The sequence below is a fragment of the Bdellovibrionales bacterium genome, assembly GCA_016714165.1.
Lineage (GTDB): Bacteria > Bdellovibrionota > Bdellovibrionia > Bdellovibrionales > UBA1609 > JADJVA01.
Genome location: JADJNU010000007.1, coordinates 36867 through 61124, shown reverse-complemented (window position 1 = coordinate 61124; position 24258 = coordinate 36867). Strand labels below are relative to the sequence as shown.

Sequence of the window (24258 nt, the reverse complement as noted above, 5' to 3'; positions counted from 1 at the left end):
TCGGTTCCTCATGCGCTGTGAAGTGGCGGCTTGTTGCCCCCTCGGGCCAATTGATGAAAGAGACTGGCCAACATCGGCAAGCTGAGGGGAAGTCAGGCGATCATTTTTTTGAGCTTTTCGATCAATTTAACCCGGATGGGTCGACCTGCAAAATAGCACTGCCATTGCCCAGGCTTTTGAGAGCGGATTTCGATTCTTTGGTTGTAGATTGAAAATTTCAGTTGATCAGCGATCATATATTTTTCTCCGCCGAGACTGATGGTGTGATCTCGATTAACAACCCTGTATTCTTTTATGCAAAAGATCTCTTCAAGTTTACAGTGCGCCGGAAGCGCTTGGTAGGCGGGTTTCAAGTCGTGCGGCCTCACAGAATAACGTGGGTTATGCTGGTGAGGGAGATACACGGTTTTGAGATATTCATTGGCTTGTTCCATAGTTCTGATCTTATTTAACCTCATCTCGGCCACGAGTCGATCCTGAAGCGTTTGAAATAGCCGTTCAATTCGGCCCTTCGCTTCTGGGGAGTGAGCGAAGATGATCTGCGCACCAACTTCCTCGAGTGCGCGACCGACTTGAGAAAAGCCCTGTCGCTTGATGCCGCCATAAATGCCAGCTTTGTCCACGTACAAAATTTTGAATACACCTTTAACTGTGATCAAGTCCTTTAGAATCTTCAGACATGCGAACGTCGTCTCACCCTCGAAAAATTCAGCAGCCACCACCTCACTGGTTGCGTCGTCGATGGCCGCAATAAGGCAGGTTTCGCGATTATCAAACCATCTGTGATGACTGCCGTCCATTTGGATTAAAAGGCCCGATTGAGACATCCTGGTGCGTTTATATCGTGGCTTTGCCCGGCGCTTTTTTGCTCTCTTAACCAATCCTATCTCGTGACACCAGCTGCGGAAAGTTTCGCGCTTGAGATCGATGCCTTCCTCATGTAACTTTTCGAGGGCATGAACCATGTTGAAATCGAAATACTTTTCCCTCATGACATTTTGCACTCGACGTTTTAATTCCGGTGCCAATTTGTTCTTTGGCGCACGACCCCTATTCCCATGTCGAATGAAGGCAATTCCCTCTTCCCGGTAATTAGTTAGGTAACGCCTTAATGTTCGACCCGAAACCTGCAGAAGCGTTTCTGCTTCAAATCGAGTCAACTTGTTTGCCTCAACTTTGGCTATGACCTCTAAAACGAGCAAATCCTGTGATCCCATGACCAACCCCTCCACTTGCAACCTCCCTGGTGTAAGTGGCTGAAATCAGATCAGGGAGTGTCGCACAATGAAACAAAAAGCGGTCATTTTCCCTTGGTAATTAAACCCGGACAGAATCGCTTGGTAGTTACAGAATGTCACCCGAGGCCCTTTGTGATCAGGAATTAGTCAAATGGGATACTTTCTTTGAAAGAGCACTTAAACCAAGGAATAGTCCTACAGATGGGGCTTCTAAGCCCCAGACTGGCTTTAATTCGAATTGGCACAGCATTAGCATACAATGTCAGTACCAGATATGAACCAGCTTTAAGTGCTTTAAGGTGACATTGAAGATGAATTTCAAAATAAAAACTACAATGAGCGTCGATCCCATTTACTATTTGGCTCTATTGATTTGCTTGGAGTCCTTTTGTTTGGGGCTTGGATTTTCAAAGGCCTATGCGCAATCTGGGTTGCCTCCCGGGGATTGGATAATCAATTCAAAGACGGGAAAGCCAGAGCCGTTTTTTTCGGACCACAAAAGGACCGACTTTGTGAAGGGCTGTGAGAATTCACCAGCCAATGCCAAAAATCTCCAGCAGCTGGGAAGATTTATTCCAACTGCGATTATGGGAAATGACGGACGCTGCCCTTTTTTCTTTGATGAAAATTCAGGTCAGGAAGACAAGGCTCTGTTTGGGGTTGGTGAATTTTTTGACTTTAGCCGCAAGTGTAAAGCAGAGCTCGGAGGAATTTGCGGAGGCACTGGACACTTGGTTATGGACGGAGATGTTTTAATCACGGCTGCTCATGTGTTTTTGAACCATATAGACGGTGAAATAGACAAATATAGTGACGGCAAAGGCTTCAAGTTTTCAACAAAAGTCTGGATCCCCAGGGAATTAAGAAAAGACCCAGATGTGGCTTATGAGTGGAGAAGCTATGAGATTCAAGAGATTCAGTATGGATCTTTGAACCCGCGCGAGCCTAGACATAAGGATTATGCTTTTGTGAAGCTTAAAGAGCCTGTCGGAGTTTCAGTTGGGAAAAGGGACGCTAACGGAAAAATTGGGGAAAGAGTATCAGTTGATCGAAAGTATTGGCCCAAACCCCTGGCTTTTAAGCCTCTCGATGATACGCGCTTTTCGAAAAAAATTGAGATGGTGAGTCTGAGAGATGAGAATGGTAAAATCAAGGACTCTCCTTTTTACAAAAACTGTGAGCCTTTTAATATTTACAGAGATCCTCACTCGGATTTAGGACCGGCGTTCAAGAATCTCTTAACCCATAATGGAGATATGCTCGATAGATCTTCTGGTTCGGCACTTGCAGTACGTGATGAACATGGAGTTCTGACATTTACGGGGGTCAACGTGGCAGAAAGGCTTCTTCCCGATGCTTCAGAGACAGAGGGTGACTTTCATATTGAAAATCGCGTAAATTTTGCGGTCGACGGAAATTCCTTTTACGAGGAATTCATCAATTTTCGAAAGAAGTTCGGTCGAAGTGAGCCCAAGAAAAATGGTCAAGCAACTGGATCCATTTAGAAATAATTTGATTCAGATAACTGTCTTGGTTGGAGTCTCAAGTTGAGACGAGATAGATCCAAAATATCAAACACTTAGACGTAAATTGAAGTCTCTCTTATAATTTTTGATACAGGGTCAGTTTACCTGTAGAATCATCTCTAAGAGCAGGAAAATCTTCATCAAGCACTGTCATTCTGACTAAAATTCCTGAGCGATGGAGATTCTTTTGAATAAGTCAAAGGCTTCTGGATTAAGTGGTGGTGCCAGATTCAGTTTTGTCATTTGCGCTCTTGTCTTTGTTTCAGTCTGCTTGATTTCAAATGTGTCTCAAGCCTTGAGTTGCCCTGCCGGGATCACTCAGATGTATGGACACTGTGGAACACTGAATCCCGACCGCACCTTTTTGCCGGCCTTTCGATTAACTTTGGCCAACATTGCTTACTTCGAAAAAAAAATAAATCGTATGCAGGGGATTTTGATACTTTTCCAGATCCAATTAATTGGAATGCGATTCCACGGCCTAGCGGGAAGGGTAGAGATGTCGGAGGGTTCGGATGCTCAGAATCCGACCCCAACTGCGACTCGAACCAAACCCCTCAAACTCCTCGAAGCAAGACTTCCCAATCTCCACGAGGTTCGGGGTCAGATCCTGCTACCAAACCATCAGAGAAAGGGACTACGACGAAGAATGGTGCCGGCAAATCCTCAGGACAAAAAGACGACGCAGATTCAAAGGACTCAGAGAAAACTGGCAAGTCTTCATCGAAAGATGAATCCTCTTCAACCCAAACAGCCTCTTGCTGGTCATCTGACTCAGGCCAAGTCAAAGGCAAAGCGATGTGCGATGACAATGGGGAGCCGTCTTGTTGGATGAAGGAATCTCAACGGCAGGATGGACTGCCTCAGTGCGGATCCGATGGACGGCCGAAGAGCACAGCAGCGAATGAAGATGCAGATCAAGCGGAATCAGACTCCACTGTTGGAACGAATGATACCATTCAGGGATTTCCTCAGGCTCCGGAAGTTGAGAGTGATCGAGCTTACTGCGAAGAGGCTCACAAAAAAGCCTATACCTGTTGCAATGATCCGGTGAAGTGTGTGTCGGGTCTTGATGGACCGAGTGCGAGTTCGATAACAGCCATGGGAACACTCTTAGTTGGAGCCGCTGGTATGATCTCAATGGGTGGGGCTTCTGGAGGTGATTCTGCTGGAATATCCAAGAGCTGTGAGTTTATGAAACTTGTAGCCCTCGGAGGGGCTGGAGCCAATACGGCTTTGGGAACAAAGTGCTTTTCTGATAAGGGATCTTGCGAAGACAAGTGTCAGGAAGTGTCGAATAAATACCGCAGAGTTTTAACCGAATGCAATCAATTGGACACGGTCTTCAGAGCAAACGGTGGAAAAGGTGCCAGGTGTCCTGAGAGCTTGGTCAGTGATTACAGAGCCGCTCAAGCCAATGCAGATGGAAGAGGCACTCGATGTACCGGTTATAACTCCAACGTGGCGGCCATGGGAGGACAAGCGGCTCAATCAGCTGCAGCAAGTGGATTTGCCGATCTTTGCCAACAAGCTGCCACGAATCAAGTGACAGGATTTCCCAACATTGACCAGCAGCCTGTTTTTAACGGAGATTGTAACGATCCCGTCAACGCTTCAAATCCGATCTGTGTTAATTGCCGAGGACCCAATGCTCAATCCGATCCTCTTTGTTCAGGATTAAGCGGAGGCAGTGCCTCGACCGGGAGTGGATCAGGAAGCGGGAGTACATTTCAGAACACAGGATTTGGAACCAGAGCCGCGGACGGCAGTGATCTCAGTGTTCCCGACACCAATGCACAAGTGCAAGCTCCCATTTTTGGTGAGGGATTGGGAGAAGAGGCAAGGGCCAATGCCATTCCCAATAACGGTGGAGGCTTTGCCGGGGGCGGAGGCGGCGGAGGAAGTGCTATGCCCTACTCGGGAGGGGGTGGTGGCTATGGAGGCCCCGGCTATGATACAGACGTTTTAAAGGGCGTCGGTGGTGGTGGAGGCTATACTTCAAGTCCTCTTGGAGCCGAATCTCGTGAGGGATATTCCAGCTTTAGTGGTGTTCTTGAAAACGGAAAACGAAGTGACAATCCCTTTGATAAATTCGATCTGAAACAATATCTTCCGGGAGGAAAAAAATACGGTGACCCTTCGCGAAGTCCTGCGGCAACAAATGAATGGAAGAGAAATCCAGAAATCGGCAGCGCTCACCAAAATATCTTTGAAAAAATCAGCCGCCGCTACCGAATCATGTGCCTTCAAGGGCGCTTGATTGGTTGTGAAAAACGGCAGTGAGGTCAGCACTTAAAAAACAAAGGGGCTTTCATTTCCTGAGAACCCCTGTTCTGAGAGATTATCATCCTGTTGAAGAGATTCATTCTCCAATTATTTTCACTCTTTATAAAAAGTCTAAATTTCTAGCAAAACAAATTCTCTCCTGTTTTGCTCTGATTTAAAAATGAGATTCATCATCTGAGGATCGATTTCCTCTGGCCGTAGAGAGAAAACATGTTCAACGCCATCTATTTTAAGAATAAAGGTCGTTTCTCCCTGCTGACGTTCAACAAACTGCACACGAGTATAACCGCCGTCTTCTTGATCTTTCTCAACTGGTTGAGTATGAAGGCCACCGCCTCCGGCTATTCCGCCATTACCGGCAAGTGCAATGCCAAATGGGAGGATTGCAAATACGAATATGATTAGTTTCATTTAATATTCTCCTTTTTAAGGAAAGCACAGAGTTCCACATATGAATTTCCAATAGCTGCAAAGTAAACCGGAATTTTTCCGGGGTTCGCTTCGAGTGCCATCTTAACCTTTCCCGTGTATTCTATTGTTAGCTCAATGGCTTTATTATATCCAATTTTATTTGTAGTGGCCCACTGAAGAGAAGTAACTCCAAACCCATTTTCTATGTTCTCAACATTTGAAATATTTGCATGAGCTGCGATCGCATTGATTATTGTTTGGACTGGAAAATTAACTTTCCCATTTTTTTCAGTGGTTTTATATCGTCCGCCGCTCTCCTCAATCAAACCTACGGAAGTTAACTCTTTCAAGGCTTTCAATCCGGATCGACCGTGTTCTTCGATGATATCACTTAGACTAGTTCCATCATCTGAGTCAGACATCGCATAAATAACCGATGCGAGAGAATTCTCATTAATGGTTCTATTTAATGCCTCTCTATTCTGGTCACTAATAACCCCATCATTTAAAAACATATCAATGGCACGACCAAGATGAGGGAACTGTTGTTTCAAAAGCGTCGGTAACGCATCTATGTCATTCTCTAGTAAGACACTCAATATATTCGCTAAATTATTGTAGCTGGGCAACCCTTCGTTCTGGACCATCCTTCGAGTGGAAGTATATGACACGCCAGACCGTCTTGCCAGTTCAGCAATAGATCGAGACGGTCCACTATCTATCCATTTTTCTAGTTTTTCCTTTATCTCAGGAATCAATCTCATCTGCGCTCCCCCATCTTTGCTGCGTTCAGACACAAAATAACCGCCGCGGCGGTTATTTTGCCTCATAAGTAGTTGATTGCTCGATGAATCAAATCACCGCGGCGATCATAATCCGTTTACTGAATGATTTTTCTTTATTCAAAAGGAATATTTTGATTTGGATGTCTCAACAAAGTTTTCATGGGGAAGGCTTGAGTAAATGTGAAAAGCTCGAGTTTTTTTCATGGTGGGTACTAAATAAAAAAAAAGCTCACCCAAACTCCTTTAGCGGAAACTAAAGAAGCAGGGAGAGCCAACGCGGAAAAATATCTTCCAACGCAACGTGCCTGGAAGGTATTCCGTCTTGGTTTTCAACGCAAGGGTGAGCACGTCGTGTTGTCCGATTTTTGGACAAAAGGGGTGATCTATGCGCGTTTTTTGGAATATTTTCCTTATTTCTTCTTTTTGCCTTGGGTGTTCGTTTAAAAACAATGACCATTCAGAGACTCCCACTCCGATTCAAGCAGAGGCCTTGAGCCTCTCTCTCAAGCTCGATGAAGTCCTTCATGGAGAGATGAAGCTAAAAAGAGCGGATTCTAAAGGAGGATCTGAGACAGAGCTCTCGGGCGATAGCTTCTCACTTCCCGCTCTTGTGCCTGACGAGATGGTGCTGACTCTTTCCAATATTCCAAACTCCTCCATTCACGAGGGAGGAGTGAGGGCCTTTATCAAATACATGGAATCAGAAGCTGAGCTTCCTCTCTCAGCCGTTAAAATTGTGGCGGGTCTAACTCCTGATTTGAAGTCCAATCTCAATCTAGAATTTCATGTTCATGGGCTTAAGAATATCTTTCCCCCCTCTGAATCAAGGAAAGCTTCGGTGAGAATTCAGATCAATAGCCAAAAAGAGAAAGATGTGATGGTGCTAAAATTTAATCTCTTAACTCCTCCCAGTCGAATTGAATCAAAGAGCCTAACACCTGAGGAGTTTTCAAGTCTGTCGAAGGAAAATGAAAGTCTTTCGTTTTCTGAGATTAAGTTAATCGAAAGACGATTTGTTCTATTGAGAGTTCTTCAGATCACTTCATTTGAGGAAAATCCAGTCGAGATCGTCCTCGGACAAAGAGGAGTGGGGTTTATACAAACAAAAATCTACGAGAGGGCTTACAGAGATTTAGGATGTAATTTCGCAGTCGATGAACAGCATTTAAATATCGAAAATCCAGGACCTTTTGAGTTGATTCCACTGGGTGAAGAGTCTTTGCAGTTTGCCATGGACCGAGTTCAGTTGGGTGAGGGATTTCCAAAGGATCTCACTTTTCACTTAAGACCTCAGACACCACTGTATGTGGGGCTTTATGGATCAGATCCAAATACTCTCTCTCTTTTTGACCAGGGAAGACCTCAAGACACGATGAGAACCTTTAGGGGAGCGACTACTTGCCACGAAGAATGTGCCAGAGAAGAAGAGGTTTGTGTAGAGCGCCCCACGAGGCCCTATCCCGTTTCTCTTGATCAAGAGGGCCTAGCTGATGAGTCGCCATTCTTGAAGGTTCAGTTTCTTCCAACTCGTTGTTACAATAGATGTGTTGAAAAAAAGCTCGTTCGCGATCAGGGTGATATCCTCACAGGCCAACAACTTGAAAGCCTGAAGTTCATTGTGAGCGAATCTGGACTTAATCTCAGAGCTCAAACGACAAAAACATCGTCCATGAAAATTTTGGATCAGAGAGCTCTCCCACTATTTTCTCACTTTGAATTGCTGGGGATTTGGACTCCGAACAGAAATCCATAAATTAAATAAGCCCTTCTTCATCTCTCCCCTACCTACTCACTGTTGTGTGGAGAGATGGTCCAATGGATGAGAGGGCAGAGTTTTCTATTGGCCTTTAATCGATGAGACTTATTTGTGGAGCTTAAGATGAAAGCAATGAGACTGATTTTTGTGGGACTTTTTTTAAACGCCTGTGCCACTCACAGACAATCGCAGTTGTCTTCAATGGGTGTGGGAGCAATCCTTGGAGGATCTCTTGGCGCTATAATGGCACCAAAAGATGAGAGCAAACTCACCCATGGAGCTCTTTGGGCGGGACTTCTCTCCTCAACTGTCGCAATTGCAAGCCTTTATCTGTTTGATAATCAGAAGGCCTCGCAAGACTTTAAAGCCGAATCTGAATCTCTAAAGCTTGAGTTAATGAAGTTCAAAAAATCAGAGGCTCCGAGACTGCTCTCTCAAGGAACGGGGCTCTTTAATCACTCCTTGCCCGATGAGGCGAGAAAACTCATAAGTCCTGGCGAGTGGAAAAAGTACTCCGTCGACCAATGGGTGCAAGACTCAGGAAACCCCAACACTTGGCTTCACTATAACCTGATGTACGAGTTCATTCCCCCGTCTCTAAATCCATAGCTTTAGAAAAAAGGAAATCATTCCAAACAGATTTTTTTGAGAAAGGACTTTAAAACGTGAAACATAATCGCTTAATCAAGAATAAAATAGACCGCGGCTCTGGCTTTTCATTGCCTCACCACTTCTCTCCTCTTTGTCTTCTCGTTTTATTTATTTCTGAGCCCCTCTACGCCAGTCGCCTGAGTCAGGCTGCCAATGTGGCCAATCAGAGTCTTTTAAGTCTCGCTCAAGCCACGAGCGGAATTGCCTTTGCTCTCGGGGCCATATTTTATCACTTTGGAGCTCCGTTTTTGGGAAAACAAATTCTGATCGGTGGAGTCATAGGACTTGCCGCCACCTTCGGAGGCCCCGCCATTATTGAACTTCTCAGGAGTATTTTTGGTGCCTAATGTAAAAAAGCCCTCATTCTCTTTGAATAACTCAAGTGTCTTTTTCGGACTCAATGAAGTGGACTTCATTTTCCTAGGCCTTTTCTTCTTAGCAGGCCTTGTTCTCTTTAAACAATTTGAGTCCTCAAAGTTTCTGCCCCTTTTTCATCTTTTGATCTGCTCACTCTCTCTTGTGTTCTTAAGAGTCAATTTTCGACGACACACAGTCAGAGACTTCCTATCAGGGATATTCAATCGGAGGGTTCAAGTTATGTATCCTAAAATCACTCATCAATTCGATCTCAAAGCTCATCGCTTCTGGGTCTTTGAAAACTTAAGCCTGTTGACGGCCTTTGAGGTGGATGGGATCGATCCGGAGCGTGACGATCTGGAGGATGTGAGCCGTCTTCTCACCCAATTTGCCCTCTCGCTCGATCCGAAGATCACACTTAAAATTCATCTCAGCTCTCAATGGGTCTTCTCCTCAAAGAATACCCTCTCTTCATCAAGAAAAGAGGAGCTCTCAGAGATCGGATTCTCGCGGGAAAAGATCACGATGAGTTTTGAGACCCAAATCGGGGGATTTACTCAATTGATCAAGACCCTTTTGAGAAGAAAATCCTACCACCTTGAGGAGTCCTATGCCCTCTCGCTTCTCGATGGGTTTCATCTCGAACACTTACAAGAATTGGGACTTCAGTGCCTGCCACTTAAAAAACCTCCTGTCTTGAACGCTAAGGGTGATTTTTTAAGAATACTCAAGGCCGGCATTGAAATCTCGCCCGAGATTCTAGGAATTGTAAAGTTTCAGGGTCCAACTCCTACGCCCTTGAACTTACGCTCTCTTCACAGTCTCAGACAACAGATCCCCGAGCCCTACCAGATATCATTGAAAGTCAGAAAAATGCCCTCAAGCCTCTCTGAACTCTTGCTCAGGCGCAAATCCTCTCAGGGCTTAAGCGGAGGAGATAAAATCTCTGCTCAGAAGTATTATGATTCCGAAGATCTCTTGGAAAAAGTAGCCCTTGAGAGGGAGTCCCTATTTAATTACGAGCTCTACGTAATCCTGCCAAGAGTCTCTGAGGAGTTAATCAGGGAGGACTCAAAAGTTGTCATTCATGCTCTCAAACCCTTGGGAGCCTTTGCCCTTGAGACCTTTGGAAGCTTTAACTGCTACAAGTCTCTTCTGCCAGGAAGTTTTCATCACTTAAGCTTTAAGGAAAGAGGAGATATATTAAGCCTCTATTTTCCACTTCTTGGTTCTTGCAAGAGGAGAGAAAAAAAAACTCAAAGTCTCAACGGAATGGATCAAAATCTTGAAGACAACCACAGTCTTCTTCTTCACCGCAGAGACCATAGCCTCGACTCGATTGATTTGTTTGCTCGAAACTACGATGCTTTCTCCACGATTATCTGTGGAAAAACGGGAAGTGGCAAAAGTGTGCTCACCAATCTCCTCACCCGAGCCCTTCTTCATGACTCGAAAATTCATATTATCAAAGTCGATGTCGGAGGAAGCCATTCCAAGGAAACTGAATCTCTGGGGGGAAGAGAATATCGACTGAGCCTTGATCAGCCATCGGGGATGAATCCCTTTTTGTGTCTCAAAGAGGGGGTTCATGAGTCCTCCATCTCTGTTTTATCGAATTTCCTCAACGTGCTCATGACCGAAGAAGGAGAGATGACTCTCTCTAAAGAACTCAGAGCCGAGGTGGAAAGGGCCCTTTTTCTCTATGCCGAGGGGGATAAGAGAAACAAGGGAGAGGTTCTCTCCATTGATGGGTTCTTAAAAGAATCAAAGGATCTACCGAGAAAATCTCTGCTCTACAGGTGGGCCAAAGGAGGCATCTATCAAAATGCTCTGATGAGTCGAGAGGATGTAGACCCCTCTCAACTACTCTCTGAAGACTTTCGCCTTCGCTACTACAATTTTTCTGATATTCATCAGGCCAGTGACGTTGACTTTGGCCAGGGCGGATTCTCGCTCGTCATGGCTCAATTTAACCTTGAGATGATCAGGCTAAAGGACAAAAAACTTGTCTTTATCGCAGACGAGACACCATTTTTTATTAAGCGCTGCTTTCCATTTTTTAAGTTCTCAACGGCTAACGTGAGGAAATTTGGCGGAGCTTTCATTTCCATCAGCCAAAAATCAACAGATCTTATCGTTCAAAATGATCAGGGTATTATTGAGAACAGTCCCAACCGACTGCTCTTTAGCGTTGATGGAGACAGAGGAGAGTTTCAGGAGAGATTTCAACTCTCAAACGACAAGATGAAAGAGCTTGAGAATTTAACAAGAGAGCAGAAGAGATTTTCAGAAGTTCTATTTCAGGACAAATTTGGCTCCAGGATTTTTCGAATTATCCTAAGCCCCGAGGAGTATTGGAGCTTCTCCAGCACAAGAGAAGACAATGAGATGATCGAGAGTCTCGTGAAATCAGTTCCAAGGCTGACACGCCATGAGGCCATCAGAATTCTGAGTTTAGAAAGAAAGGTTCAAGATTAATGAACTCTAATTCTTATAAAGCTCCTCCCTTACTACTACTACTGTCTTTTTCCTGGCTTTTCTCTCCCTCTAAGGCCTCAGCCTTTTTTGACAAAATTGTCGATACTGCTGAAAAAATAGCCGAGGCCTCAGCTCTTGTCGATGCCACCCATGAACTTCTCCGCACCGTTGACTCAAGTGCCTCTGAAAAAACTCTCACTCAGCTGGATCAATCCCTCGTGGAGCTCTCAGCCTACCTAGATAAAATCGAGGGCAAGACTCAGACCGCCGTCTGGGCCAAGAACGAAATAGAGGCCCTGATGAGGGCTCCCAAGCTGTCAAAGATGACTTTAACTGACAGTATCAGGTCTTCGAGTGAGTACTTGAAAAGAGTGAAGCGTCTGTTCTTGGCACTGGCCAGCTTTCCAAAAGCGGCCTCGGCCTACGCTCAAGCAGAGACTGTCTTCACGCTCCAGGATCAGTTAAAAATCCAAAGATCCTCACTCGCTATTCAGACCGAGATTCTCACCGAATTGAAGCTTCAGATAAGAAGATCTGAGATCGAGTCGAGAAGCTTTGATGAGTTGATGACCCAGGAATTCATCAAACGACGGGGAGTTCAGCCATGAGCTTTGAATTCACCCAAAAAATGAGTGGCGAGGTATTTCGAGAGACCAAAAGTTATATCATCCTAATTTTTCCAGTGCTCTTTTTTTTGAGACTTTTATATCTCAACATGACGGCGGCCTCGGCCCGAGACTATGGAGATCTGCTCAAAGGAGCGGCCCTCTTTCTGGCCCTTCTTCTCTCCTATGAATATCTCCTTTCCTTAACTTTTGATTTCTCAAGAGCTTTAGAGGGCGACATGAGCGAGCACGCAAGAGAGAGATTCCTGTCTTCAGAGAAGAGTCCCATTCCCACACCCGGTCTCTCCATGATCCGAAAGACTCTGGGTCTACTCAGCTCAATACTCTATTATTTGGCTCAAGGCCTCTTCGTCATAGCCCTGATATTTATGTCAGCCCTTGCCCCGATTGTTTTTCTCTTCGGCACAGTTTTATCCATGCCGTCTCTCATCAAGATCTTCTTTTTTCTCATTCTCATCGGCTCTTCTTGGCCCCTGATGTTTTCTGTTTTCGACCGCGTAGGCGGAACCTTGATGCAAAGTGATCTCAAATCTGAAAGTCTCATCTTCTCCTGGGCCATTGATTTCCTCATTGAGCTGTTTAAGATCATAGGGCCTCTTTCATTCTGTAAAATTCTTCTTCAATCCCCATTCGGAAGCTCCGCCCTCTCTTCTCTCTCGTTCGGAGCAAGATCCGCTGGAAGAATAGCCGGGGGCTTCGGTCACGCATCGGCCTATTGCCTCCCTCCTCAAGGTCAGTCTCTAAAACAACGATACTCCCCTCACCGCTCTCCCGCACGATTGGGGCACGGGGGTTCCAATGGGTCAGCACCCTTTGGGTCGAGAGCCATGGGATCGAGATCCCTCGGATCAGGATTCAATAGACCCAAATCTAATGGATCGGGACCAATTGGTATTGGAGTCAGTCAAAATGGACGGCACATGGATCAGCCAGCTTGCTCGATGGAATCATATGAACGTTTGTCAGAGGATGATTCTTCACCCTTACCCTACTACTCGAGATTCAGAGGCTCTGCGGATTTAGGAAAAGGCCCATCAAGTCAGGCAACCTCTCCTTCATTAAATAAGACTTCCAACAAAAAAGACAAGCTTGGCAAAAGCTCCGTATCATCGAGTGGGGATCGTGGATTTAATGTTTCGAAATCAGATCAGGGATCGGCACAACTTTCAGAATCAAAAAGAGGAATCAGTGGCGCAGCCTCTTACCTGTCAAATCATTCTGATTTGACAGGTCCTTTTAAAAGAAAAAGTTCCAATTCGCAAAATTCGTCTCTTGTCCCACATTCCAACAAAGGCTTCACGAATCAGACGCTCACGGATTCACATTTCGAAAAGAGAGCGAGAGAGAAAATGAAAGAGAGGACTCGGACATGAAACTTGCCTTTGAAATCCTTAAAGTTCATCTGTTGAAATCATTTCTCTTTTTCACTCTTCTTTGTTGGACCTCCTTTGCCACTTTTCAGGCAATCAAGAATCAGGGAAAAACTCTCCTGATCGGCATTGACTCAAATGGTACGAGAATCATCACAAGCCAAGATGATCCACTGTTTAAGACCGAATTGATTTCATTTTTGAAACACTATTTCTCGAAGGCCTATAATTTCTCTGCTCAGGATTTCTCCCAAAACGTGGGTGAGGCCACAAACCTCATGTCAGAAACCTTATGGAGGAGTGAGGGAGAAAATATTCAGAAATTAAAGGCCCTTGTTGAAAAGTCAGGTCTTCTTCAAATTGCGAGACTCAGACAGCTCAATCAGGTCGAAAAGGATACTTTTCAAGCTCTGCTCCAGATCGAGCAAAAATCCCGTCTTCAGGTCGAGAGCTTTGAAATGAAGGTGACGCTTAAGATCGAAAAGGTGGAGAGAGCAGAGCTAAACCCCTGGGGTATGGAAATCACATCTATAAGAGAGGAAAAACTATGAGGTTTATGGCCCTTTTTCCCTACAGATTCGTGCATATTTCGAGTGTTTTTATGTGTTTTTTGCCCAGTTTTTGGGCCTCCTCCCAGCCCAGGATCTCCTCTCAGTTCTTTGACCGATCCAAAGTGGGCGTAATCTACATCAGACCCGGACTCTCAAGCCTCATTCAATTTCCCTGCGAGATTGACGAAGCCAAGGTGGGATTAAAATCAAGCCTCGATGTCCAGATTTCAAAGACCCTTAAGTCGGAGCTCGTCTTGTCGGCAAGAACAAACCTCTCAGATCCGACAAATCTCATCGTTCGCTGCTCTCATGGACTTTTTGTCTTTGACGTCATTGCCAATCAAAAAAACCACCAAGACGTGATCCGAATTCTCGGCGGAACCAAAGGACCTGTGTTTTTTGAAAAGTCTTTAGATCAGATGGATCAAAATGGAGAGCGCCAAGACGGAAGTAAAATCAAAAATCAATTCCAGGCCAAAGACAAGAGCCATGCCGGGGGTGAAATCAAAAGATCTCCCTCTCTTTCTGAAATACTCAAGAAAACAGCCAAGCCCATAGGACAAGTCTCAATCCCATCAGGTGAAAATGAGCAGACCCTTGTCCCCCCGTCCAACACAAATTCGTCAGCTCAATTGGATAGCAAAACCCCAGCCCCGATCAAAGAAGGACAACCTTGAGATGAATTCAAAAGCACTTCTCTTTTTATTTCTATTTCTTGAAAGCTTGAAAGCTTTTGCGTCAAACAAAACTCTCGATGGCAATCCCCTCATCGTACTTGAGGATCCTTCTCAAAGTTCGGCTCCCAACAGTGGAGTGGGACCTCAAGAAGAAAAGCAAAACGAAGACAGCTTAAGTCTTAAAATAAATCCAAAAACAGAAACTATAGAAGCCGTTAAAAAAAGTCCCCTCAGTTTCAAAAGGGGGGATTCTAAAGCTCGCCCCCCTTTGAGCGCATCGAGTGGCTTGACCTCAAATCTTCCGGCCCATTACTTGGTGAGTCACTTTTCAAAACAAACGGATACCGAGAGCTTCACACTTCTTCCCACCGATTCCATCAAAGAGAAACTGAAGTCCATCCGGCCAGGAGACATTCTTCGAGCTCAAGTCGAGCACTCAGTGATCGCTTTTGCCGATGAAAAGGCACCCGTGATCGCTCGGATCATTTCGGGATCTCTCGCCTCATCAAGACTTGTCGGATTCTCGCGCCTTGAGTCCAACTCAAATCGAGTCTTCATTGATTTTGAACTGCTCTCTCCAAAATCCAAGACCTCTTCTTTTTCCTTTAAGGGAACTGCTCTGACCGATCTCGGCACACCCGGCTTTGAGGGAATCTATCATTCAAAAGAGGCCAAGTATTTTGCGGGTGATTTTATCTCGACTTTTATGGCGGCCTATTTTGACGCTCAGGTCCCAAAATACATGAACCCCTTTGGCGGAACTGTTGAGGACACCTCGATGAACTCCGCTACAAAAAAAGCTCTCAGCCAAAGTGCCATGAGCTCGGCTGAGAGGTTTCGAGAAAAGCTTAAAAAGTTTCCTGAGTTCTCAGAACTCAAAGGTCCATTTGAAATTCAAGTCCTCGTTCTTGCCCCTGCCATTGAAAACTAACAATCAACAAAAGGAGTCACAAATGCCCGTTATCAAACTCAACCCGGAAGCTGGAAATCGAATCAAGTTTTTCAAGGAACACGCCAAAGGCTTAGGCCTGAGAAGTTCTGATTGGACAAAAATTATCTCCCAACTTCTCCTCCATGAAAAAGAGGACGCCTGGTGGAAGCTCATCAACCGATATGCCGAGGAATCTTTTCTGATCGGAAAGGCCATTTCAGATCCCGAGGTCAGAGGAAAACTTCTGGGATTGGTGAAGTCCTCGCCTCCCAGATCGAGGCTGATTGAAAACAAAGACCACCACAACGCTCCAGGAAATTGTCTTAAGAAAACACGGCGAGAGGCTATGAAAATAAAGAGCCTCTTTTTTTCTCCCTGTACCGTTGCCTGTACCGCGACCTGTACCGTTGGGTGTACCGCGACACCATAGCTCAACGGTACAGGCAACGGTACACCCGAGGGGGAGTTAAACTATTGAAATGAATGGTTTTGGGCTCTGGCTATGTACTTCGTCCATTTTGTTGACCACCCACCCCCAACAAGTAGTTGAGGTCGGGTGGTCAACAAAGCGCCAGAGCCCATTTCGGACGAAGATTTTGAAGTCAGAGGGAGAGCACAAAAGAAGGAGATGGGAGGAGGGGGTTGTGGGGGACGGCACGCGGGATCCGGTTACAAAATGAAAGTTCAATGATGAGTGAGAGATGAAATTCGAAGGTCCATTTTTAGAGAAGTGAAGGAAAACCTATGACTATAAATTCAGAGCAATTCAAAAACAATGCTGAGCGACAAATGAGCATGATGAAAGAAGAGAGGCGAGAACTCCCTCAAGGCCTGATTGTGAGGTCAATGGATCTTCAAAAGAGGGATTTGGAAATTCTCCAGTTCCTTAACGAGATGGGGCCTGCCACATCTCAACTTGTAGCAGCAAAACTCTTTGACGCCATAGCTATATCAAAAATCAACACTCGTTTGAGAGTCGCTCGTCGAAGGCTGCACCTTCTCCATCAAAGTGGGTTCATTAAAAAGGAATTCTGCGAGCTGAGAAACCCCTTCTATTTAACAACTCAAAAGGGGGTTCAAGCTCTTTGCTCCCACCTCAATCACTGCATTCATTTGAGCCACTTAAAAAATGTACCGGAAGATATGGTGCACTCACTTCAGGTTATCTGGTCTCGAATTGCCCTTGAAAATATGGGCTTGGCCACAGCATGGAGATCAGAGAGAAGAATCGGCCTTGAGGACAAAAAAGACCAACTTCGCCAACTCAACAAAATTCAGAAGATCTATATCCCTGATGGGGTCTACGTCAGATCTGATGGGGCCAAAATTCTCTTCGAGTATGAGCACACCCAGAAATCTCAAACCCGCATCAAAGAGCGATCCCTGATCCTGACCAATCTCGTCGTCAGCATGAAGCCTCACTATCAGGGTGTCCATATTGTTTGCGCCAATGAATCCATACTTGCCCGCTATAAACCTGAAATTCGTATTTGGGATCAAAAAATTCAGACCTTTGAGCAACTGATGACAGATGGAGGAATCAATCATGTCTGGACAAAGTAAGATGAATCCTCAAGATCAAACGGGAGTTCTCATTACGGCAGGATCACTTGGAGCACTGATGCTCCTGATAAAAGTGGCCAAGTATCTGCCCATGGTCCTTTTTGGTCTTTTTTTAGGAATGATTCTCAGTGGAACTTGGGGATTAAAATCCTCCTTAAAAACCAAAGCACTGATCCTTCTTACAAACCTCCTAGTCCCTTTTGGACTGACCATCTTAATTTTTGGATTTCCCACACCGAAACACGTCTACTGGGGGATCTTTGAGTATCAATGGGGAAACGATCTCTTTCACTGGGGGGCCGTAACGTATAACCACCTGATCGAAACAGGACATCTCTTTGCCTGGATAAAAAAGCTTTTGAAAATCAACTCCCTCTCGACCGTGGATGTGCAGCTTTATCTTTTAAGGATATTTTTGATAGGAATTTTAGCCCAGTTTGGATTTATCTACCTCAATTTTCTCTCCCATGGGGCCCTCTCCACAAACCTTCTTACCCCAATTGCTAGCAGATCCTATGGATTGTGGAAGCCAGTTCTCAATTTCCTATTTCTGAGCAGCCTAAAGAAAACAGAAAATCCAAACCGATTTCTCGAAAAAATTGGAATCTCAGGCGTCGTTCTCCTTTTAGGGATCATCAATTTCGACGTATTTTCTGACATCTTGCCCATGTACAAGGCTCTAGCACTCCCCTGTTTTTTCCTTCCCCTTTTAGGTAAATTCATTTCTCACTTCAGTCCCCCACTCGCTGAATCCATTCTCGATGCTTCCGAGAGATCGCAAAAAAAGGAGGGAGAGATCCTCATTGGACATAAAATTGGAAATCCACTTGAACCCGTCTATTTGACCAAGGCAAATCTCAACTACCATGTCCAGCTGATCGGGGGCAGTGGAGCCGGCAAAACAACTTTGATTCAGGTCATTATGAAAAAACTGATCCATTTAAAAATGGGAATCATCTTTATCGACTTGAAAGCCGACTCCGATACCATCAGCTGGATTCAACGGGAGACACAAGAGGCCGGGCGCTCCTCAGATCTCGAATTGATTTGTCTCACCAAACATCAGATTTCGAGATCATTTAATCCCCTTCAAGGAGGAAGTCCCCAGGAAGTTCTCGCCCAAATCATGAATTCCTTTGAGTGGTCTGAGCCCTTCTATCGAGCTCAAGGATCAAGATTCCTGTCTGATATCATTTCAGTACTCGACGAATTGAAACGACACTCAAACATTGATTATAGTCTTGCCGATATCTCGGACTGTGCAAACGATATCGGACGAGTCAAAGAGCTCGCCACTCATCCGGCATTGAGCCCCGAATCAAACGCAAAATTATTAAAGCTCATTCAAGTTCTCGAATCAAAAGATGGGCTACGCGACATAGCCGGACTGTCGGTCGGCTTAAAAAATCTGATCACTTCGTCCGCAGGACCTCTCTTAGACAACAAAGATCTGAAGCGTCAAAGTGTTTCAATCAAGGAAACCATCGAAAAGGGACGCATCAATTACTTCCTGCTTAATTCCATGGCCGACAAGGAATCCTGTGTGATCACGGGAAAACTCATCCTTCAGAATATCATTCGAGTGGTCGGACAAATCTATGACGAGGTCCCCGAGAATCAAAGAAAACCCTGTCTATTAATAGTCGATGAATTCGCAAGCTTTGCCACAGACAATTTCATCGATCTTCTGAATAGGGCAAGAGGTGCAAAACTCGGAATCATGGTCGCCCATCAATCCAGAGGAGATCTGATGAAAGTCTCCCCCACTTTTTGTGATCAATTAGAAAGAAACTGCAACACCAAACTGATTTTCGGAACCGACAGCCCGGATGATGCCGAGTACTTTGCCTCCATGGCCGGAACTCGAAGCATACAAAAATCAACGGTGCGTTATAAACGAGGACTGCTTTGGGATCAAAACACCGGTGAAAAGTCAGTCAGGGACACTGAGGAATTCGTCGTGCACCCAAATCAAATCCGACAGCTCGGACAGGGTGAAATATTGACCCTCTCCAGAAATGTTGATTCTCAATGTTCTATGACTAAAGTCTTGTCCATCAATCAAGATTTTGGATTCTCTGATTGGAGCCAAAATTGATCACATCAATGTGGAGATATAAACATAATGACGTTATACAGCGTAAAAATTGTAATGCTGAATACACTTGATATTTTTTTTTAGCGATTATTTAATAATTTGTAGGTTTAAAGCATTAAAATTATAAATAACCTATAAGGTTGGTAAAAATGGAAAATGATCTTTATAGTTCTAATGATGTTCAAAAAATATTTAGGATTGGGGAAAAATACAAAAGTCCCGTTTCACTCTTAAATGCCGAAGAGCGCGGTGAAATTCCAAAGGCTTCTCGACAACAACGAGGTAAAATTGCTGTTCGTCAATGGACCCCAGGGCAATTGCCGGAAATTGGAAGAAAATTTGGATTTTTAAAAGGCTGCCGGGAACAACACATTATCTCTTGTTTTTTGTCCAAGGGGGGAGTTTTAAAGAGTTCGCTCCTATTCAATTTCGCTCGGGCTCTTGCTTTAAACTCAGTAAAGTCTGAAGGTGCCCAGCAATCCAAGATTTTAATAATCGGACTCGATCTCCAGGGCACGATTTCAGATTATACATTACCGCCGTTGCAGTTTCAAAGCCTTGAGGAAGCAAACACAATTGAAAGAATGGGGCTTTATGAACTTCTATTTGAAAAGGCTACGATCAGTGAAGTGATGTTACCCACTGACCTACCTAATCTTTTTATTATTCCCGAAAATTCTGCCCTTAATCACCTTGAAAAGCGGCTGCGATTTGAAACACGGAAGGAATATTTTTTTCAGGATAAACTTATGCCTCAATTGAAGGACTTCTCTGTAATTTGTTTTGACAACAGCCCTAACTGGAATGCCTTGATTGAAAACAGCTTGGTGTGCGCAGATACCGTGATTTCACCAATTGGATGCGAACTTGGATCCTATCAAGCCTTGAAAAACCACACGCTAAATATCGAGGAATTTTCTGAGGCAGTCCACGTTCAATGGGACAATTATTTTCTGATTCCGACTATGCTAGACAAGAGTAAAATAAGCCAGCAGATATATGGCTCGTACCTCAATCAGTATCCTGAAAATGCTTTGCCTACTCCAATAAGGAGAGCTTCGGCTGGCCAGGAGTCTCTAACTCTTCGAAAATCTATTTTTGAATATGCTCCAACAAGTGCTTTGGCCGATGACTACTATGAAGCAATAAAGACTATTTGGGACAAGATCCTAGAGAGTGAGGCAACAAATGTCACTCAAATATAATCCGTTTGACCAAACTCCAAAAGGTAATCTCGTTAAGCGTAGACGTGTATTTGAAACCCCTTCAGCTGATACGAGGAGTCCTGAAGTCAAAGGTCCTAATCTTTCAAGAGAGCCCTCTAAAGATAATTTAGAAACAAAAAATGAGAGCATTGTTACAGAACAAAGTTCCGAAACAACATTTGAGAACAAAGTTCCGGAACATAGTTTTGGAACAAATCTTGACAGCACAATTCCTGAGCCTACAAAACAAGCGAACCAGCAAGCATATGTTACAGAACAAAGTTCCGAAACAACATTTGAGAACAAAGTTCCGGAACATAGTTTTGGAACATATTCTGAACAAGTGAGTTCTGAATTTATAAAGCAAACAGATTCTCATAACATTGTTCCTGAACAAAGTTCCGAAACAATGTTCGGCAACACAGTTTCAGAACACAATTCTGAAACACAGTTCCAAAACAAACAGAATCACCTTAACAAAGTTCAGGAATCAAGTTCCGAAACAAGGTTTCAGAACAAACAGGCTATTCTGGAACAAGTTCCCAAACAAATTTCCGAAACAAAGTTTCAGAACAGACAGAATGTTCTGGAACAAGTTCCGAAACAAAATTCTGGGCCACTACCGTCCTACTATCCAGAAAATCCTCATCTCGAAGAAAATATAGATCTCTCAAGTGAAGACGTACTTGATCTAACTAAAAAAACGGGAGAGCCCACTAAAAACTTCTCCAAGCTAATAGGTCTTAAAAAAAGAATTATTACCTTCATTTATGACGAGTGTCTCAAACATAAAACAAAATCCATTAAAACAACTTATGACCAACTTTCCACCTCAGTTGCTGGAGAAAAGGAATCTGTTAGAACAACAATTAAAAGGCTAAATAAGACACCACAATCTTATTTTTCGATACAATCCCTCGGTAGAGGTCCTGGATCTCAGATTATCATTCGAGCAAAGGAATCTGATCTCAGAGAATACATGTCATACAGAGTGACAAATAACTATAGTTCCGAAACAAAGTTCTCAAACTTTGTTTCGGAACACCGAAAAACTTCTGGAACAAACACTGGAACAAGTTCTGAAACACCCCCCTCTAGTAGTAGTAGTGATATTAATAATAAGAATATTACTAATACTATCGGCCCTGAATCCAAGCGACAGGACCTCTCCGAAGACTGGCTTCAGATTCAGACACCGGAGAATGTGAAGGCCATCGGTTTTGGTCAAACTCAGATCAAACAACTCTTCCAGTTGGGTACCTTATCAGCATCAGAGGTTCAGGAGTCGCTGGAGGCTTTTGCTTACGATTTAGATGTCGGAGGGATCAGCAGCCGTGGATCAAAGCTTGCCTTTCTGATGGGCATCCTCAGGCGTTCTGGAGCCTATATTTCTGAAGATCTGGTCAACGAGCTCAAGGTCCAGGTGGAAAACAACGAAAAAAGAAGGCGTGAGATGGCGGATCTCGAAAAGCGCCAGGCTCAGGACAAGCTCACAGCTAAAGCTCAGGAGATCGCCTCTCACATGACAGAGAGGGAGAAGCTTTCCCTTGTTCCCGAAAACGGACTGGTCAAGATCGGAAGTGTTTCTCATGAGAGGCTCGTGATGGCCAAGATTGTTGAGGGCCTCTCTAAATCTTAAAAAACTACCCCCGGATCGGGTAGGGGACAAAGGGATACAGTTTTCATGGAAGGAGGCAAGGTGGGTCAGTTTTGCAGAAAGCAATACAATTCGGAATATTACCTTCGCAACAAAGAGCGAATCAGAGAACATCGGCTCAAGCGAAAGACTGAAATTCAACCCTCAATTGTTGAATCCCAACTCTCCTTGTTTGAAATTCAACGTGGTCCTCAAATCGGTCAACCTCGGAGTCAAACTTTCAAATTTGAATTTCTTGGCCTCCTGGTCCAGATACTCCTTATTGCTGGAATCACTTACTTTTTACTCCGTGAAGCGGTTGAATTTTATCAGTCAAACAATTCAAATCTTGAACAATCCATTCTTGCAGCCCTTTTGGTTGAAGGACTCTTGATCGTGTTTGCCTTTCTCAAACCCTCAAACCTGGTGAGTCAAATTCTGGTCAAAACAGTGCTGGCACTTCTCTTTCTCTACTCGTCCTGGTCCTTTTCTTCCAACGTGATCGGGAAGGGGATGGGCAATATTGCCCAAGGCGAAGTGTTGAGAGAGACGATCTCTGGTCTCAAATCCACGATGATGAAGAACGATCTGGCAATTGAGGTGTTCATGCAAAAAGGCTGGCTGTCAGTGGCCCGCAAGCTGACCAATGAGAACAACGAGCACAGAAAGCGTCTTCTGGAGCTTCAGGCACATGAGATGAATCAAAGCCTAAGGCCCGAACAAGCTCAAAAGAGCAACACCATCTCTCTTGTGGTCTTGAGATTACTGTTTCAAATCTCCAATATCATTTTAGTTCATCAATTGAGCTCAGGTTTTCAAAGGAAATTTCGTTCTCGTCGCAGGACCATGGTCTGGAGACGAGAGATGGAATTTGCGGCGGCATGAGGGGAGATCGATCTTTCAATAGATCAGTTGAACCCTAGATTAGGGTTCAACTGAGGGGTCCTTTCGTCATATAAACATCTGAATTTACCAGGAAATAATAAATTGACATTTTGTATTTACATTTTGCATGTACATTGCTATACTTAGCATGGTGAAGATTAGCTATTTCAACTGGGATCAGCATAACGAAAAGAAGTGTCAGAAGCACGGCCTGTCGATATCCATGATCGAGGCATTTTTTCTGAGTGATCCGTTGGTTACACCTGATAATAAACACAGCGAGGCCGAAGATAGGTACGTAGCTTTTGGTCTTTATGATGGCAGGTATTTGGTAGGAGTGTTTACGCTTCGGATAATTGAAGGTCGATTTATGATTCGTGTAATTAGTGCCAGATACGCGAAAAAAAAGGAAATAGAGGCATTAAATGAAAAAGAAAAAGTAAAAAAGGCAAAGGTAAATAAAAGAGTGAAGAGTGACCCTGTTGAGAGGGATTTTTCAGATCTCATCAGAAATGGAGACTGGAAGCCGTTCTCTCATTATTTCCAATTTGTCCCTAAAGATAAGACGGTTACGTTTCGGATATCAGATGATCTTTTGAGGAGACTTAAGGATCTTGCAGAATTGAAGAACACAAAATATCAAAGGCTCATTCGCGAGGCCTTAATCCAATATCTTGAGAAAGCATCTTAGGGCGGTTGGACCAGGATGTCGCGTCCTCGGTCATCAGCCTCCTCTTCGTCCCAGCTGTTCAGCCCCCTGGTCTGTGACGGAACAATTGTAACAATCGGAATAGGGGTGGAGGGAAGTCTATATGGCCTCAAAATTTGCGCCTGATCCTATTTTGATTAGGTCACTCTCAAATATTGCAAGAGACCTGTAGTGTCCCCTCCACTTTCATTGCGAGAATCGTAACACGAAGAGAGAATTGCCCCCATGTGACGGATCGGGCTTTCAAATTTGAGAGCCACGGAGGAGGCCTGGAGAAATGGCTATAAGCCAAATAAATCAACCAGTTGAGATTTTCTCTTAACTCGAGAGTGTCGGCTCACCCGACTAAATTGTAACAATCGTAACGGGCGGGGAGGGTATTCAGAGCCTCAAATTCTGCGCCTGATCATGTATGATTATTGCAGTTTTCTTACCTAAACGATATCAGTTGACAAATATAATGTGTTGCGTTATTTAAGGACCATCCCAGGTGTGGGTGCGGGCCTATTTGAGACCTTC

Annotated in this window: 22 protein-coding genes; 19 read left to right on the top strand and 3 right to left on the bottom strand. The window is 44.4% G+C overall.

The features are described 5' to 3' along the window. Positions 1-92: 92 nt before the first annotated feature. Complete coding sequence (locus IPJ71_18555; GenBank protein ID MBK7845651.1) at positions 93-1217, bottom strand: ISNCY family transposase; 1125 nt, start codon at positions 1215-1217, stop codon at positions 93-95. A gap of 356 nt (positions 1218-1573) precedes the next feature. Here IPJ71_18555 and IPJ71_18550 point away from each other — a divergent pair, with 356 nt between their 5' ends. The 3 genes from IPJ71_18550 to IPJ71_18540 all read left to right on the top strand — a co-directional run bounded on the left by IPJ71_18550 (position 1574) and on the right by IPJ71_18540 (position 5047). Then, on the top strand, positions 1574-2743 hold the full coding sequence (locus tag IPJ71_18550; GenBank protein ID MBK7845650.1) for a hypothetical protein: 1170 nt from the start codon (positions 1574-1576) through the stop codon (positions 2741-2743). A gap of 208 nt (positions 2744-2951) precedes the next feature. Then, positions 2952-3599: a hypothetical protein gene (locus IPJ71_18545; GenBank protein MBK7845649.1), complete on the top strand. Its 648-nt coding sequence runs from the start codon at positions 2952-2954 to the stop codon at positions 3597-3599. Continuing rightward, entirely contained in the window at positions 3596-5047 is a 1452-nt protein-coding gene (locus IPJ71_18540) for a hypothetical protein (protein ID MBK7845648.1), read from the top strand. Before IPJ71_18545 ends, IPJ71_18540 begins: the two co-directional genes overlap by 4 nt. Before the next feature lie 114 nt (positions 5048-5161). Here the strand turns inward: IPJ71_18540 and IPJ71_18535 are convergent, their stop codons facing one another. After that, entirely contained in the window at positions 5162-5461 is a 300-nt protein-coding gene (locus tag IPJ71_18535) for a hypothetical protein (protein ID MBK7845647.1), read from the bottom strand. Beyond that, complete coding sequence (locus IPJ71_18530) at positions 5458-6291, bottom strand: hypothetical protein (GenBank protein MBK7845646.1); 834 nt, start codon at positions 6289-6291, stop codon at positions 5458-5460. Before IPJ71_18530 ends, IPJ71_18535 begins: the two co-directional genes overlap by 4 nt. A gap of 340 nt (positions 6292-6631) precedes the next feature. Here IPJ71_18530 and IPJ71_18525 point away from each other — a divergent pair, with 340 nt between their 5' ends. From IPJ71_18525 to IPJ71_18450, 16 genes are all read left to right on the top strand, one after another. Further along, the gene (locus IPJ71_18525) at positions 6632-7999 is read left to right on the top strand and encodes a hypothetical protein (GenBank protein ID MBK7845645.1); all 1368 of its coding nucleotides are present in this window, start codon (positions 6632-6634) and stop codon (positions 7997-7999) included. Positions 8000-8125: 126 nt separating this feature from the next. Next, on the top strand, positions 8126-8611 hold the full coding sequence (locus IPJ71_18520) for a hypothetical protein (protein ID MBK7845644.1): 486 nt from the start codon (positions 8126-8128) through the stop codon (positions 8609-8611). 56 nt (positions 8612-8667) lie between these two features. After that, positions 8668-9000 (top strand): hypothetical protein, encoded by a 333-nt coding sequence (locus IPJ71_18515; protein ID MBK7845643.1) that lies wholly within the window; start codon positions 8668-8670, stop codon positions 8998-9000. Positions 9001-9250: 250 nt separating this feature from the next. After that, the gene (locus IPJ71_18510) at positions 9251-11488 is read left to right on the top strand and encodes a hypothetical protein (protein MBK7845642.1); all 2238 of its coding nucleotides are present in this window, start codon (positions 9251-9253) and stop codon (positions 11486-11488) included. Continuing rightward, entirely contained in the window at positions 11488-12096 is a 609-nt protein-coding gene (locus IPJ71_18505) for a hypothetical protein (GenBank protein ID MBK7845641.1), read from the top strand. Before IPJ71_18510 ends, IPJ71_18505 begins: the two co-directional genes overlap by 1 nt. Next, positions 12093-13487, top strand: coding sequence for a hypothetical protein (locus tag IPJ71_18500; GenBank protein ID MBK7845640.1), 1395 nt, complete (start codon positions 12093-12095; stop codon positions 13485-13487). The genes IPJ71_18505 and IPJ71_18500 overlap by 4 nt, the downstream gene beginning before the upstream one ends. Beyond that, entirely contained in the window at positions 13484-14035 is a 552-nt protein-coding gene (locus IPJ71_18495) for a hypothetical protein (protein ID MBK7845639.1), read from the top strand. The genes IPJ71_18500 and IPJ71_18495 overlap by 4 nt, the downstream gene beginning before the upstream one ends. Next, positions 14032-14712, top strand: a complete 681-nt coding sequence (locus IPJ71_18490) for a hypothetical protein (GenBank protein MBK7845638.1) — start codon at positions 14032-14034, stop codon at positions 14710-14712. Before IPJ71_18495 ends, IPJ71_18490 begins: the two co-directional genes overlap by 4 nt. A gap of 1 nt (position 14713) precedes the next feature. Next, positions 14714-15643 carry a hypothetical protein gene (locus tag IPJ71_18485; protein ID MBK7845637.1) on the top strand — a complete coding sequence of 310 codons (930 nt, stop codon included), beginning with the start codon at positions 14714-14716 and terminating at the stop codon, positions 15641-15643. 22 nt (positions 15644-15665) lie between these two features. Continuing rightward, positions 15666-16073 (top strand): hypothetical protein, encoded by a 408-nt coding sequence (locus IPJ71_18480; GenBank protein ID MBK7845636.1) that lies wholly within the window; start codon positions 15666-15668, stop codon positions 16071-16073. Between the two features lie 314 nt (positions 16074-16387). Beyond that, positions 16388-17206: a replication-relaxation family protein gene (locus tag IPJ71_18475; GenBank protein ID MBK7845635.1), complete on the top strand. Its 819-nt coding sequence runs from the start codon at positions 16388-16390 to the stop codon at positions 17204-17206. After that, positions 17190-19304: a TraM recognition domain-containing protein gene (locus tag IPJ71_18470; GenBank protein MBK7845634.1), complete on the top strand. Its 2115-nt coding sequence runs from the start codon at positions 17190-17192 to the stop codon at positions 19302-19304. The genes IPJ71_18475 and IPJ71_18470 overlap by 17 nt, the downstream gene beginning before the upstream one ends. A 149-nt stretch (positions 19305-19453) precedes the next feature. Then, a complete protein-coding gene (locus IPJ71_18465) occupies positions 19454-20509 on the top strand; it encodes a ParA family protein (GenBank protein MBK7845633.1) in 1056 nt (351 codons plus the stop codon). Further along, entirely contained in the window at positions 20493-22148 is a 1656-nt protein-coding gene (locus IPJ71_18460; protein MBK7845632.1) for a hypothetical protein, read from the top strand. The genes IPJ71_18465 and IPJ71_18460 overlap by 17 nt, the downstream gene beginning before the upstream one ends. A 60-nt stretch (positions 22149-22208) precedes the next feature. After that, positions 22209-23030 (top strand): hypothetical protein, encoded by an 822-nt coding sequence (locus tag IPJ71_18455; protein ID MBK7845631.1) that lies wholly within the window; start codon positions 22209-22211, stop codon positions 23028-23030. A 127-nt stretch (positions 23031-23157) separates the two neighbouring features. Beyond that, a complete protein-coding gene (locus tag IPJ71_18450) occupies positions 23158-23721 on the top strand; it encodes a BrnT family toxin (protein ID MBK7845630.1) in 564 nt (187 codons plus the stop codon). Positions 23722-24258: the final 537 nt, after the last annotated feature.